This window comes from Pseudodesulfovibrio sp. zrk46 (genome assembly GCF_012516435.1).
In the GTDB taxonomy this organism is placed as follows: domain Bacteria; phylum Desulfobacterota; class Desulfovibrionia; order Desulfovibrionales; family Desulfovibrionaceae; genus Pseudodesulfovibrio.
In genome coordinates this window covers 2084276-2098218 of record NZ_CP051216.1, presented here as the reverse complement: position 1 = coordinate 2098218, position 13943 = coordinate 2084276, and the positions used below count along the sequence as shown (strand labels likewise).

Annotated in this window: 15 protein-coding genes; 11 read left to right on the top strand and 4 right to left on the bottom strand. The window is 54.2% G+C overall.

Annotation, left to right across the window (positions count from 1 at the left end; all coding sequences use genetic code 11):
• Positions 1-33: 33 nt before the first annotated feature.
• The 5 genes from HFN16_RS09510 to HFN16_RS09490 all read left to right on the top strand — a co-directional run bounded on the left by HFN16_RS09510 (position 34) and on the right by HFN16_RS09490 (position 4685).
• On the top strand, positions 34-2412 hold the full coding sequence (locus HFN16_RS09510; protein WP_168890527.1) for a YdbH domain-containing protein: 2379 nt from the start codon (positions 34-36) through the stop codon (positions 2410-2412).
• 148 nt (positions 2413-2560) lie between these two features.
• Positions 2561-2764: a hypothetical protein gene (locus HFN16_RS09505; protein ID WP_210772184.1), complete on the top strand. Its 204-nt coding sequence runs from the start codon at positions 2561-2563 to the stop codon at positions 2762-2764.
• The gene (locus tag HFN16_RS09500) at positions 2754-3116 is read left to right on the top strand and encodes a YdbL family protein (protein ID WP_168890526.1); all 363 of its coding nucleotides are present in this window, start codon (positions 2754-2756) and stop codon (positions 3114-3116) included. The genes HFN16_RS09505 and HFN16_RS09500 overlap by 11 nt, the downstream gene beginning before the upstream one ends.
• Before the next feature lie 9 nt (positions 3117-3125).
• Positions 3126-3479: a DUF1318 domain-containing protein gene (locus HFN16_RS09495; protein ID WP_168890525.1), complete on the top strand. Its 354-nt coding sequence runs from the start codon at positions 3126-3128 to the stop codon at positions 3477-3479.
• Between the two features lie 306 nt (positions 3480-3785).
• The gene (locus HFN16_RS09490) at positions 3786-4685 is read left to right on the top strand and encodes an RluA family pseudouridine synthase (protein WP_168890524.1); all 900 of its coding nucleotides are present in this window, start codon (positions 3786-3788) and stop codon (positions 4683-4685) included.
• A gap of 13 nt (positions 4686-4698) precedes the next feature.
• Here HFN16_RS09490 and HFN16_RS09485 read toward each other — a convergent pair whose 3' ends face one another.
• The gene (locus HFN16_RS09485) at positions 4699-6039 is read right to left on the bottom strand and encodes a hypothetical protein (RefSeq protein ID WP_168890523.1); all 1341 of its coding nucleotides are present in this window, start codon (positions 6037-6039) and stop codon (positions 4699-4701) included.
• 111 nt (positions 6040-6150) lie between these two features.
• Between HFN16_RS09485 and HFN16_RS09480 the strand changes: the two genes are divergently transcribed.
• Both HFN16_RS09480 and HFN16_RS09475 read left to right on the top strand, forming a co-directional pair.
• Positions 6151-6705, top strand: coding sequence for a BON domain-containing protein (locus HFN16_RS09480; protein WP_168890522.1), 555 nt, complete (start codon positions 6151-6153; stop codon positions 6703-6705).
• Between the two features lie 12 nt (positions 6706-6717).
• Entirely contained in the window at positions 6718-7242 is a 525-nt protein-coding gene (locus HFN16_RS09475) for a C40 family peptidase (protein ID WP_210772183.1), read from the top strand.
• A gap of 177 nt (positions 7243-7419) precedes the next feature.
• Here HFN16_RS09475 and HFN16_RS09470 read toward each other — a convergent pair whose 3' ends face one another.
• A complete protein-coding gene (locus HFN16_RS09470; RefSeq protein ID WP_247648299.1) occupies positions 7420-7884 on the bottom strand; it encodes a hypothetical protein in 465 nt (154 codons plus the stop codon).
• Between the two features lie 172 nt (positions 7885-8056).
• On the opposite strand from HFN16_RS09470, the gene HFN16_RS09465 reads away from it, so the two are divergent.
• Positions 8057-8977 carry a sensor domain-containing diguanylate cyclase gene (locus HFN16_RS09465; RefSeq protein ID WP_247648298.1) on the top strand — a complete coding sequence of 307 codons (921 nt, stop codon included), beginning with the start codon at positions 8057-8059 and terminating at the stop codon, positions 8975-8977.
• Here the strand turns inward: HFN16_RS09465 and HFN16_RS09460 are convergent.
• Positions 8974-9207, bottom strand: a complete 234-nt coding sequence (locus HFN16_RS09460) for a hypothetical protein (protein WP_168890521.1) — start codon at positions 9205-9207, stop codon at positions 8974-8976. The two genes, HFN16_RS09465 and HFN16_RS09460, sit on opposite strands and share 4 nt — an antisense overlap.
• Before the next feature lie 54 nt (positions 9208-9261).
• The gene (locus HFN16_RS09455; RefSeq protein WP_168890520.1) at positions 9262-10734 is read right to left on the bottom strand and encodes a trehalose-6-phosphate synthase; all 1473 of its coding nucleotides are present in this window, start codon (positions 10732-10734) and stop codon (positions 9262-9264) included.
• 213 nt (positions 10735-10947) lie between these two features.
• Between HFN16_RS09455 and HFN16_RS09450 the strand changes: the two genes are divergently transcribed.
• From HFN16_RS09450 to HFN16_RS09440, 3 genes are all read left to right on the top strand, one after another.
• On the top strand, positions 10948-11208 hold the full coding sequence (locus HFN16_RS09450) for a co-chaperone GroES (RefSeq protein ID WP_168890519.1): 261 nt from the start codon (positions 10948-10950) through the stop codon (positions 11206-11208).
• Positions 11209-11367: 159 nt separating this feature from the next.
• Positions 11368-12954 (top strand): chaperonin GroEL, encoded by a 1587-nt coding sequence (groL, locus tag HFN16_RS09445; protein ID WP_168890518.1) that lies wholly within the window; start codon positions 11368-11370, stop codon positions 12952-12954.
• Between the two features lie 383 nt (positions 12955-13337).
• Positions 13338-13892 (top strand): hypothetical protein, encoded by a 555-nt coding sequence (locus tag HFN16_RS09440; RefSeq protein WP_168890517.1) that lies wholly within the window; start codon positions 13338-13340, stop codon positions 13890-13892.
• Positions 13893-13943: the final 51 nt, after the last annotated feature.

The following is a 13943-nucleotide window of genomic DNA, read 5'->3' as shown; positions in this document are numbered from 1 at the left end:
CCAATGACATGCAGGAGGCGTTATAGATCATAAATGGCCGTCTCTCTTGGCAAACGCATTCTTAAATGGACACTGCTTGTCACCCCCTGGTTGCTGACCATTATTCTGGCAGCCGGGTGGGGTCTTTTCCTGTGGACACCCGGGTATTTGGAAAAGCTCGTCCCACAGATGGCTGGCGAGATGGGACTGCCCCTGACCGAATTTCACATCCGCAATGCAGGCCTCTTTTCCGCCGACATCGGCCCTGTCCGCCTCGGGCCTGAAAAAGGCGGGCTGCGGCTTGCCAATATGCATGTCACCTACACCCCGGAATCATTGAAACAGAAGCGGGTGAACACCGTCACCCTTGAGGGTGTCAGCCTCGATGCCGAGTTTGCTGACGGCACATTTCGTCTGCCGGTCCTCGACTTGCTCCCCAAATCCGAATCAGACACATCTTCCGACAACGCCCTCCCCGACCTGCCGCTGGACTCCATTGCAATAATCGACTCCGTTCTGCATTGCACGGTGGACGGCACGCCCATCTCCGTCCCCTTCTCGGCACTGGTCACACCGGGGGATACCATTAATGTCGCAGCCACCATTATCCCTCGCGATCAGCAGATTGATGTAGCTGTTGAATTGGGCCCGACCATGGATGATGTGAAGGCCGAGGTGATTGCCAAAAAATTCCGACTCGGTGCAGTGGCCGATTTCCTTCCCATGCCTGTCACAGGTGATGCAGACATCACCATCAATGCCGCTCTCAACCTCACGGACCTCGACTCCCTGAACGCACAGGTGCAGACCGATATTGCCAACCTTGTCCTGCCGGATACAGGCGTACTGCTCGCGGAGGACTCAAAGCTCTCTATCGCAGCGAATGTGGTTGGCAAGACGGTCGACTTTTCGATCCAGCCACTCGCCATCGAAGCCCCGCAGCCCATGACTGTGACTATTGCCAAGGGTCACGCCTCGGCCGAGAATCTGGCAACAGAGTTCACCATCGAATCCATGGGTGTCACTCTGCCCGGAAAGCTGAACGCGACTTGTACCAATGACATCTGGAATGTGGCCCTGAACATGGACCATCCAGACAAGATGGTCATTGATACCGGAGGCCGCGCCATTCGGCTGGCCGGATTGAATCTGAGCCTCACAGGCACGGCCACTTCAGACAAAGCGGACGTCATTCTCAAGGGAAACACACGCGGCACGGCGCTCGACAAGACAGACCTGCGCACTGGCGCAGTGAAGTTTTCCCTCCCTCTGGCGTGGCCTGCACCAAAGAAGCATACGCGAGGCGACCTGCGCGTATCCGACCTGCGCTTCGACAAGTACCGCCTCGGCACGGTAGTCACCCGCATGCGTCAGCAAGGCATGGGCCTCGGCATTGAGGGAGCCCTCTACTCACAGCTCCTGCCTGATCTCAAAGTTGTTTTCGGCGGCAGCGCGTCCATGGAAACCAAGGACGCCCGGTTCACTTTTGACATCCCGAGTTACTCCATAGCCGACACGTTTGATCCGGCCACGCTGGCTCCGGCCATGAAGGGTGTGAAACTTACCGGAAACCTGTCGGTTGAAGGCGGATTGACCATCCACGACGGCGACATCGCATCGAACATGGGCGTATTCGTCACCAACGGTTCCCTCGTCATGGGCGAGGAGAAAACCGCCCGCCTCGAGGGTATCCGTCTCTATTTCGAATCACCGGACCTGATGAATTTCCGCAGCGCACCAGCCCAGCTGCTCAGTTTCGACAGCCTCACCGCAGGCCCGCTTTCCATCGGCAAAGGCCGCGTCACATTCCAATTGGAGCCTCGCGGCGTGGTGCTGGTGGAGAACATGAGCTTCAATTGGGTGGGTGGCCACGTTGCCAGCCGTGCTTTCCGTATCGTCCCCGGTCACGAGGAGTATGACGTCACCCTGTTCTGTTCGCATCTCAGCCTCTCCGGCCTGCTCAAACAGCTCGGTTTGGCCGATGCTGAAGGCAAGGCGGCCCTGTCCGGTGAATTGCCTGTTACATGGAAGCGTGGGAAAATTTCGTTCAACAACGGATTTTTGCACTCGTCACCGGGCGAAGGCGGCACCATTAAAGTCGAGGCCATGCAGGATCTGGTCAGCGCGATTCCTGAGGGGACACCCCAACGCGGACAACTGGAATTGGCGCAGGAGGCCATCAAGGATTTCGAGTATAGATGGGTGCGCATCAAGGCGGATACTGTAGGGAAAGACCTGCTGGTACGGCTGTCTTTGGACGGCAAGCCCGTCTCCACGCTCCCATTTATTTACCGCAAGGAGTTCGGCGGTTTTGCCCGTGTGACCGGAGATGTGAAGGGCTCCAATTTCCAGGGCCTGCGACTGGATGTGAATTTCACCTTACCACTGGACCAAATATTGCTGTATAAGGACATCATCAACATGATCGAATAGAAGAGGTTGCCCAAACATGTCCGATTGCGTCGTTGCCAACCGCAAATCAATCCACACCGTAGCGCGGCTACGCCTCCGGATGATTTACGCTTGTCGCCTAGCACTCAACCATGTTTGAACAACCTCATAAATAACGAGGGGACATGTTATGAAACAACTATGGATTATGACCACAATGGTCACTCTGATTTTCGTCTGGGGCTGCCAGACAAGCCACAGAGTCGAAGTGGCTCCCGTGGAAGTCAAACCGATCCACATCACCATCGACGTCAACGTCAAGGTGGACAAGGAACTCGACGACTTCTTCTCTGATATCTACGACACTGAACCGGAGGCTCCCAATGCCCAATAAGAAACATATTATTGCCCTTGTCACCATGCTGATCTGCCTGCTGGCTGCCACGGCTCAGGCACAGGGCATCAAGGATCGAATGAAGGCCCGAGTCCCCGCCATCCAGGCCCTTCAGAAGCAAGGGATCGTCGGCGAAAACAACCAGGGATACCTCGAATTCCGGGGGCCGCAGCAGCAGGCCGATCTCGTCGCCGCTGAAAACGCCGATCGCGCCAAGGTATACGCAGCCATTGCCAAGAAGACCGGCGCCGCCCCAGCCGTTGTCGGTCAACGAAGCGCCGCGAAGTTCATCCAAATAGTACCTCCGGGCAGTTGGGTTCAGAACCCGCAAGGACAGTGGTACCAAAAATAGGCTAGCCCCATGCGTTCCCTGCCCGTCATAATCGCCCTCTGCATGCTCGTAACGGCAGTTGCGGCCCAGGCTGACGATCTCAAGGAACGCATGACCAAGCGGAAGCCGACCATTGATGCCATGTTGGCCGACGGCACGCTCGGCGAGAACAACATTGGCCTGCTTGAGTACAGGGGCAAGGAGTTGCATCTGGCAATCATCAAGCAGGAGAATGAGGATCGCCTCAAGCTCTACAAGGCCCTCGGCAAGCGCATGGACAAGACATTCACCGAGGTCGGGATACTCAAGGCGCGCAAGATCGCCAAAGAAGCCCCTATCGGTACATGGTTGCAGAACGAGCGCGGGCACTGGTACAGGAAATAGCTGACGGCCCGCCCCGACATTGCTACTACTAACGGCGCAGTGAGTGACACTGCGCCGTTTTTTTTATGAGGAAATCAGATTTTGAGGTCGCCTTCGGCTCCATTGTTGGATGATTTCGCCTCCGGCGGCCAAAGGGCTATACCCTTTGGAATCCCACTCTCGCCTTCGGCGAAGTTAGTTCTGCACCGTAGGTGCAAAAGGGGGATGCAAGGGCGCGAGTCCTTGCCCGCCGGAGGCGAAATCACCTGACAATCGCCGCGTAGCGGCATCCTATTCTGCTTTCCCAAACCACGACCATAACACCATATGCCCAAAGCCCAGTTTATTACCGTTACCGAGGCCGAAGCCGGCCAGAAGCTGCTCCAATATTTGGAACGCCGCCTGAAAGGCGACGTGCCGCGCTCGGCCATCCAGCGATGGATCCGAAAAGGACAGGTGCGCGTGGACAAAGGGCGCAAAAAGCCGTTCGACCGCATCGAGGCGGGACAGATGGTCCGTATCCCGCCCTATACTCCGGGCGAGGACAAAACGGCATCTTCGGTGGGCACTTTGGATATCGCCCATGAGGAAAAGCACCTCCTTGTGGTCGCCAAACCTGCCGGACTGGCCGCACATGGCGGTGACAAGATCGAAGACTCGGTAGTGGCCCGCCTGAACGCCATGTTCAAAGGTGCGGATTTCATGCCCACACTGGCGCATCGACTGGACAGAGATACCTCGGGACTGCTCCTGGCTGCCAAAGACTATGCGACCCTGCGCGACCTGAACGACCGATTCGCTTCAGGCGATATCGGCAAGGTCTATCTGGCATGGGTCAAAGGCAATTGGCGCGAAACAGATACCGTGCTGCTGGAAGACCTTTTGGAGAAGCAAGGCGCACCGGGTGAAGAGAAAGTCCGTACTGGCTCGGGCAAGGAAGCGCTGGCACGCGTGACGGGTTTGGTTGCTGGCGACCAATACAGCCTCGTCGCTGTCCGATTGCTTACCGGTCGCACCCATCAGATTCGCGTTCAGCTGGCTTCCCGCAAACACCCTGTCGTAGGTGATCGCAAATACGGCAAGGGTAATGATCGCGGAGCCATGCGTCTGCACTGTTTTGCCATGCGCGTGGCCGATGCCACCTTCTCACTGCCCCCCAACTGGACCGGCAAATGGTCAGTGCCGGATAAAGCGTTGCAGCAGGCATTGGCCCTGTTGTTCGACTAGCTACCAATCATAATTACTTATTTTTTACCCGCCACAAAAAACAGCAAGGGTTCTCTCTTACTTGCTCCTGATAATCCTCATAAGTTTTATACCCTTGAACAGTCGCAACCAAAGCTCCCAAGAGGCTCCAACCAGAAGTCATCACACTTGTTGCCAGACTACCAGCTATAATAGCAACATTCGCGAGGGCCCCTCTCTTAATGCGCCTGGCTTTCTGCTCAATTTCTAACATTTTGACTTCTGCTATCTCATGCATGATATTATCAATTTTCAAGCTAACAGCTACAGCATCTCTTTCTATTCTTAATTCTCTAAACTGTGATTCAAGATAGCTACGAAAAGAAGAAAAAATTTCTCCATCGTTAAGTCTTACGTTCATCAAGTCTTCGATTTCAATATCACTCAAGAAAGGTAAGTCGACGCTCAAAATTGAACTTGCTGTCTCATTTTTTATATTGCCGACACTGCTTCCAACCAAACTTTGACTAAACTGAGACTTTAACAACAAATTTGCGTTGGCATACTGACTATAATAAACATCTGAAACAAGCTGTTCGTAATGATTAATTGCTGTTTTGTTTACTGATTGGTCTATCCAGTTTTTTAGTCTATCAACTGATGGCTTATCATCAGGCATGGAAAAACGTACACGCATCCTTGTATCATCCTCAGATTCAACAAATTCATTATTCATAAGCATGTATCCCATACAACACGATTTATCATCGCCAAATCGAATAGAAATATGCCTCGAAGGTTCATACGTTGGTGAAAAAGTCACCACTCCTGCATCGACTTTACCGAACCAAATTTCAGCATTCTCTCGATAATAAGATAAATTGTTTTCATTCAACACATCGAAAAACAAATTCTTATCATAAAATAACGGAAGCCCCCTGTCTTCCTCTAGTGACTCTCTCGGAGTCATCCGCAAGTAACCGCACTTCACCATTGGCAAAACTGACTTCATTTTTCGTATAAGAACAGCCAACTCTTTGCGGTCAATCACAGCGCTATGACTAACACCCGCTGCTGTAAATATTTCTGAGAATTCACCATTTAATGGATTTGAATACTTTAGCAAAGGGTCCGCAACGACGATTTCATCTAAATACAAAGCCGTTTGTTTAAAGAAAGTTGGATCATACGCTCCCTCTTGAATATATGTTTTCAATTGGGAATCTGTTTCATGACTCTGCTGAATGATAGAATCTAGATTCTCTCGGCAAAAACACCTATATCGCTCTAATTCATGGACCAGAACCTTTTCCATCACACCCTTAAATGAATTATTGATATGACGATCATCAAAAAGAAAAGAATCTTCCAAAAAATCATACTGCAATTTTGCCATAACCTCTCCTCAAGTTCGACCAAGCTATATCCTATAAACAATCGTAAAAGGTTGCACTACCCAATTCCGTCATGTATCTAAATTTTGTCTAGAAATACTCAGGGGGAGCCCATGAAACGCAGTATATCCATTCTTTTCGTAATATTGATGCTCGTAGCCGCATACATGACCCAAGGTTGCGCCATGTACGACGTGGCCGTGGAAGAGCGAAATGTCAGCACCTATTCCGGGGACAAAAAGATCTCATTTCTGATCGAAGAGAAATTCCTGGATGACAACACCGTCAAGTTCCTCGACTTCGACGCCTACACGTACGAGGGGCATGTCTACCTGATCGGCGAATATGAGAGCCATACACAGGTGGAACGCGCCGTAAAAATCGCCAAGGGCGTTAAAGGCGTGAAGACCGTGACGACTTACTTCATGCCCAAGAAGGTCGGCGACCATTGCGGCACCACGGACAACCTCAGCATCTCCAGCACGCTGCGCAAGGACCTCATTGCAGACGGTGACATCTGGTCAACCAACATCGATATCGAGATGATCCAGTGCCACGTCGTCCTGCTGGGCATTGTCGGCTCGGCCAAGGAACGCGACAAGGCCATCGCACACGCCAAGTCCATTGAAGGTGTGCGCGGCGTAAAGTCCTACATCAAGGTTCGGTAACCGGAGGCACGCATGGCCGCGAAACATTCCGCCCGCCGCTGGACGTTCTGCATGGCAGTTTTGCTGCTCATGGTGCTCCTTGCGGCCGGCGGTTGTGCGACCAAGTCCGTAGCCCCGCCTCCCGGTGCCTCACCACAGTCCGTCAAACACTCTGCCGCCAAAGGCAAAGCGGCATCTGTCCTGCGCATGGCCCGCTCCGTGATCGGTGCCCCATACCGATGGGGCGGCGAATCGCCCCGCTCCGGCTTCGATTGCTCCGGACTGGTCTGGTACGTGTACCGCCAGAACGGCATTTCCCTGCCGCGCGTCTCCTGGCAGCAGTTCGGTGCAGGCTCGTCCATCAAGTACGGCCAGCTCCGTCCCGGCGATCTCATCTTCCATAAGGTCGAAAAAGGCGCCAAGTCTCTCCACGTAGGCATCGTCACCGATCGCGGCACCTTCATCCACGCCCCCAGTTCCGGCAAACGGGTTATGGAATCCAGCCTGAACAATACATACTGGCGGGAGCACTACGTCGGCGCCAGACGCGTCCTGTAATTTCAATTCCAATCCCAACCAAAAAGGGCACCCCCAATAGGGCGCCCTTTTCATTAGCAAACATAGTGAGCCTTCGAAGAGTGGTGCAGCCGCTAGGCGGATGGGCTGAGGCAACCGGAGGCGTAGCAGCGCTACGGTGAGGATTGACTCGGACCATCCAACGACGCGGATGCGCTACTATTCGGAGGCGGGAGCAAGCGGCTTGTAGTACATGCCGATTTTGATTCGATCGGTGGTGTACTGGCTCTTGAGCTTGATCTTGAGGGTGTCGGTCTCCCAGCGGTAAACATCCCAACCATCAGTCTTCTTGGTGTCAGGCAGGCCATACTCGTCGATAAGCAGGGACACGACCTTCTTGAGATCCTTGGCCTTGTCGATTTCAACCAGCGTCACATAGAGCTTGTTCTGGGTGAAACCGTAGGTGACGCGGGTGTCCTCGATCTTGGAAATGCCGCACGCCTTGACCTTGGTCACGTTGTAATAGCGAATGCCTCCGGCTGCGTGGGAGAACTTGATTTCCTCAACAGAGGAAAGAGGCTCGCCCCAGGGGATGGCGTTGCACTGCTCGGCCTCAGCAAGAGCGGGCAGTGTCATAATCAGGGTCAGCAACAGGGACGCAATAAGCGAAATAATCTTTCTCAAACCGGCCTCCTCCTCAATTGGGCAGGTATAGTTGATACAGTCTCATGCACTGTTGCGAACAGCACCGTTCCTGTCAACCCGTTTCCCGGAACATATACTCCCAACAAGCTACAGAAATGTAGGAGATTCAATTTCTTCTGGTCAGAAATTGTCAAAGACGATATGCAGCGGCATGGATATGAACTGGTTTATGAGCGAGGACTTTGATCCCTATCTACTGCAGCGACTTTTCTATTTCGAGCGCTATGCATGGCTATCTCTGTCGCCTGACATGACTGCGGTCATTTCTCTGGACGGACAGTTCGAAGACGTGAACACCCAGTGGGAAGCCTGCACCGGCATTTCGCGTGAAGATTTGCAGGGTAATTACCTCATGGAGCATATCCATTTCGACGACCGGGAACGAGCCCTTGCCGACCTGCAACGACTCATTACCTCGGACATCGGCTCCACCACGTTTTCCTTCCGTTTCCTGTGCAAGGATGACTCCTACATCAAGCTCAACTGGAACGTGATCTTTTCGCCGGACCACAACGCCTATTTCTGTACAGTCCACGATCCCAACCGGAACAAGGACATCGACCAGCTTGCCTACCGCGATGTCCTCACCGGGCTCAGCAACCGGCTTGCACTGGAAGAAAACCTTCCCGCAGTGTTGACCGATGCGCAGGACACCGACTCAACCGTAGCCGTAATTTTCATCGATCTGGACGGATTCAAGGAAGTCAACGACAGTCTCGGCCACAAGGCAGGAGACACCCTGCTGGTCCGTGCTGCCAAGCGCATGAATCATGTGGTGGAAGACAACGGCACACCTTACCGTCAGGGCGGCGATGAATTCATCGTGGTTTTGCCCAACACCGACCGCGGCAGAGCTGCTGGTACGGCGGGACAACTGGTGGAACGACTGCGCTCTCAGTACGTCATTGAGGGCAGCCGCGTGAGCACCGGAGCATCTATTGGCATCGCCCTCTATCCCAAGGACGGCGAGACCATGGCCGACATCCTCGATGCGGCGGACAAGGCCATGTATCAGGTCAAACGCGAGGGTAAGAATAACTTCGCGTTCTACGAGTCTGACCTCGACAACTAATTATTCGTCTTCGTGCCTTTGTAAGTAAAGGCCTTCTTATCCATGGTGTAATAGCTGCCACGGTCAATGCCCACGGCTTTGCCGCAGGGGCACCACACCTTGCCGTCCCGCTCTTCCATGTTGAACACTTTCTTGATGCGGTCCTTATGGCAGCGGTGCACTTCTCCCTGACCTATCTTGTAATATTTCCAAAGTTTGCGGCGGCAGGCCGCGCATTTGAGTACGAGCATGAGAAGAGCCTACCCCAAACAAGGGGCAGGCTCAAATGATCTCGTAAGTGGGAATTATCCCCGTTCGAATTTGAGGGTCTCTACCTCAGGGAAATCATCCAGACTCTTGGCGATACCCGCCCTGAGGAAAGAATCAACCCACCAATAAATGTTATTGGTGCGAACCTGATCGCGCAAGGCTGTCATATGGCGAGAACGCTCTTCCTTGTCCCAGTGGAAGGCACGGTGCAGCGCCTTGGCGATCCCTTCCATGTCGTAGGGGTTCACGAGGTAAGCGTACTTCTGCATCTGGGCGGCGGCCCCGGCAAACTCACTGAGCACCAGCACACCGTCGCCGCTCGCATTGGCTGCGCAGTATTCCTTGGCCACAAGATTCATGCCGTCGCGCAAAGGGGTGACCAAGGCAATATCTGCGGCGGAATAGTACGCCACCAACTCCTCGTGCGGAAAGCTCTTGTAGTGATAGTGGACAGGCACCCACCCGGGGAAGGAGAACTCGCCGTTCACGCGACCTACCAGCTGCTCGATCTCGGTGCGCAGTTCCTTGTACTCGTCGACTTCCTCGCGGCTTGGGACTGCGATCTGCACGAAATTCACTCGTCCTTTCAGGTCCGGGTAACGGCGCAGAAGCGTCTGGATGGAGCGAATACGTTCAGGGATTCCCTTGGTGTAGTCCAGTCGGTCAACACCGAGGATGATCTTGCGATGTCGTAGGGCCTCTTTGATGCGGAAGGACATTTGGCCCACTTCCTCTCGCTGAGCCATTTCAGAAAACTGGTTGAAATCGATAGATATCGGGAATGCGCCGAGTCGAAATTCACGATTACCCACTTTCACGGTGATGACAGGACCGCGCCCTTCGCTCTTGGCCTCGGGCATGAGGCGACGCAGGCACTCCAGAAAATTTCGACGATCCTGCATTGTCTGAAAACCCACCAGATCAAACTCGGTCAGGGCCTGAATCACTTTCCAGCGCCACGGCAGCTTCATGAAAATATCCGGTGGAGGGAAGGGAATGTGCAGGAAGAATCCGATTTGCCGTTTTACGCCCATGGATTTCAGGAAGAAGGCCTGATGCATGAGGTGGTAATCCTGAATCCAGATGTAGTCATCAGGGGTCGTTCTGCGCGCCACAATTTCCGCGAACTTGAAATTCACGTCCAGATACATGCGCCAGTATTTGGGGTGGAATCGACAACGGGTCTGAAGATCATGGAACAGGGGCCAGATGATTTCGTTGGAAAAACCAAAGTAGTAGCCGTCCACTTCTTCCTTGGTCAGCGGGACGGTATACAGGTCATACCCTGCCTTGGACGAAAAATCTGACAGCAAACTGTCCACATCAAGTGTCGGGTCGGACGATCCGGACCAACCGATCCAGACACCGCCGCGGTTTTTCAGCACTGGCGCCAGCGCCGTCACCAGCCCGCCTGCGCCCGCCTTGACTGTCCACTCCCCATTCTCCTGCTTGAGTGCAGCCGGAAGCCTGTTTGAAACCACCACCAATCTCTGCTGCCCGGACGTCATCGTGCGCTCTCCTTACTCTGCGGCATGTACTTTTTCTTCATTATTGAATTGTTACCATGTTTCCCGCTTATTTCAAGTTTGCGAATGTCACGCCCTTGGAAAAATTTTGCACATGACTGTTGACACAGCGGCATGCAGTCTTATCTCTGTGCCCAGTCGATACACATGCGCCGCCCACGGGCGGTACTATTTTCATACATAAAGGAGATTAAAATGGGTTTGAAACCACTGAATGATCGCGTCATCGTCAAGAGGAAGGAAGAAGAAGAAAAGACCGCTGGTGGCATCTACATCCCTGATTCCGCCAAAGAAAAGCCCCAGGCTGGTGAAGTCGTGGCTGCTGGTCCCGAGTGCAAGACCGTCAAGGCTGGCGATGCAGTCCTGTTCGCCAAGTACGCTGGCAGCGAGTTCTCCGTTGAAGGTGATGAGCTGATCATCATGCGTGAAGACGACATCCTCGGCGTATTCGCTTAAACTGCCCATAAAGGCCCGATTGCTTCGTTGCTTCAAATCGACCAGATCCTTACGTAGCAGAACTACGCTGCGGCCCTGTTCGATTTTCGCACCTCGCACTTGAACCTTTCTGAACAGTTTTTCATTTGATTAAACTCCATCCAATAGGACTTTCATACAATGGCAAAAGCTATCGATTATAAAGCCGTCGCCCGTGAAGGCATGCAGAACGGCGTGAATATCCTGGCCAATGCAGTCAAGGTCACTCTCGGTCCCAAGGGCCGCAACGTCATGCTCGAAAAGACCTGGGGCGCTCCCCACGTCACCAAAGACGGTGTCACCGTCGCCGAGAAGATCGACCTGGAAGACAAGCTCGAGAACATGGGCGCTCAGATGGTCAAGGAAGTTGCTTCCAAGACCAACGACATCGCCGGTGACGGTACCACCACCGCTACCATTCTCTCCCAGGCAATTTTCAACGAAGGCGTGAAGCTGCTGGCTGCAGGCCGCAACCCCATGTCCATCAAGCGCGGCATCGACACCGCTGTTGAAGCTGTCGTTGCAGAGCTCGACAAGATGGCCAAGCCCATCAAGAAGACCTCCGAGATCGCCCAGATCGGCGCCATCTCCGCCAACAACGATGACAACATCGGCGAGATGCTCGCCCAGGCCGTGGACAAGGTCGGTGACAACGGCGTCATCACCGTTGAAGAGTCCCAGGGCCTCTCCATCGAGCTGGACGTTGTTGAAGGCATGCAGTGGGATCAGGGCTGGCTCTCTCCCTACTTCATCACCGATTCCGACAAGCAGGAAGCTGTTTTCGAGAATCCCTTCATCCTGCTCTCCGAAGGCAAAATCTCCAACATCAAGCCCCTCGTTCCCATCCTCGAAGCTGTGAACAAGGCTGGCCGTCCCCTGCTCATCATCGCCGAGACCGTTGAAGGCGACGCTCTGGCAGGTCTGACCATCAACGCCATGCGCGGCGCCCTCAAGGTTTGCGCCGTCAAGGCCCCCGGTTTCGGTGAACGCCGCAAGGACATGGTCCGCGACATCGCCATCATGACCGGTGCCAACGTTGTCTCCGAAGACACCGCTGTGACCCTCGAGTCCATTCAGCCCAACGACTTCGGTACCGCCAAGAAAGTTGTCATCTCCAAGAAGGACACCCTCATCGTTGACGGTGCAGGCAACAAGGAAGCTGTCGAGCGCCGCTGCGAAGAAATCTCCCAGATGGCTGCCGCTTCCACCAGCGACTACGACCGCGAAAAGCTGCAGGAACGCCTGGCCAAGATGGTCGGCGGCATCGCAGTGATCAAGGTCGGCGCACCCACCGAAATCGAAATGAAAGAGCGCAAGGATCGCGTAGAGGATGCCCTCAACGCTACCCGCGCTGCTGTTGACGAAGGCGTCGTGCCCGGCGGCGGTACCGCTCTGGTCCGCGCAGGCAAGGTCCTCGCCAAACTCAAGGGTGCCAACGACACCGAGCAGGCCGGTATCGATATCATCGCCCGCGCCGTCGAAGAGCCTCTGCGCCAGATCGCCAACAACTGCGGCCTCGAAGGCACCGTCGTTGTCGAAAAAGTCAAGGGCCAGAAAGGCAACAACGGCTTCAACGCCCGCACCAACGAATACGAAGACCTGGTCAAGGCCGGTGTCATCGATCCCAAGAAGGTCACCCGCATCGCACTGCAGAACGCCGCAAGCGTTTCCTCCATGCTGCTGACCACCGAGTGCGCCATCTCCGAAGCCGTCATCGAAGAAGACTAAGCTCTTCGTTTCAGACGCATCTCCAAGAGGCCGGGTTTATGCCCGGCCTCTTTTTTTGTGGGAGAGGGAATCAGGTTGGGAGGTCGGCCTTCGGCCTCCATTTGATAGGTAATTTCGCCTCCGGCGGCCATCGCTGCTGTCTTCATCCGTAAGGCTCGAAGACTCGCCAACGGCTGAAGCAAAGGGCTATACCCTTTGGAATCCCACTCTGCGCCTTTGGCGCAATTTTATCCGCGCCGAAGGCGCATATGGGATTCTTAAGGCCCTTGGCCTTAAGCCCGCCGGGAGACGAAATCACCCGACAATTGCCGCTCGCAGAGCGGCATCCTATCCTTCCCCTCTTCCCCATTGAGCCGCGCACCGAAACAGGCTAGTCTCCTGCCATGTCATTCTTTTCCAAACTCACACCGCCCTCCCGCGTGGGCGAGAAGAACTTCGAACGCGCCCGGGCCGCTGAAGTCCGGCGCGACTTTGGCAAGGCACGGGAGTACTTCGAAAAGGCCGCTGCCGGATTCGATGAGCACTTTGCCAACCTCAAAGAAAAGATAAAGGCACCACGGCCGTCACACCTTGTCATGGCGGGTATTAGCTATGTCCGACTGGGCCGCAATGAAGAGGCACTGAGCACACTGGATGCCTGCATCGGAATGAAAGAAATCCCAGATGCATTCCTGCATGCGGGATTTGCCGCTGCAAAGCTGGGCCAACTGGATAAGACCATCGATTACTGGTCGCGCTACCCGAAATGGTCGGAAGAGCGGCTTATCGGCAATGTGCTCAAAGAACAGGTCGCGCTGCTGAGAAATGCAGATGCACCGGATTTGCAAGCGGCATGCGAGGCAGTGGTGGAAGAGGCGCATAAGCAGGACAAAAAGAACACCAGAGATCGTCTGCGAGAACGTGGAAAAAGAGACGGCCCAAAAAATAAGGGCTACTAATGAATAAAAAATGGGCGGGACTCATATTGAGGCCCGCCCTTTTCATTACGT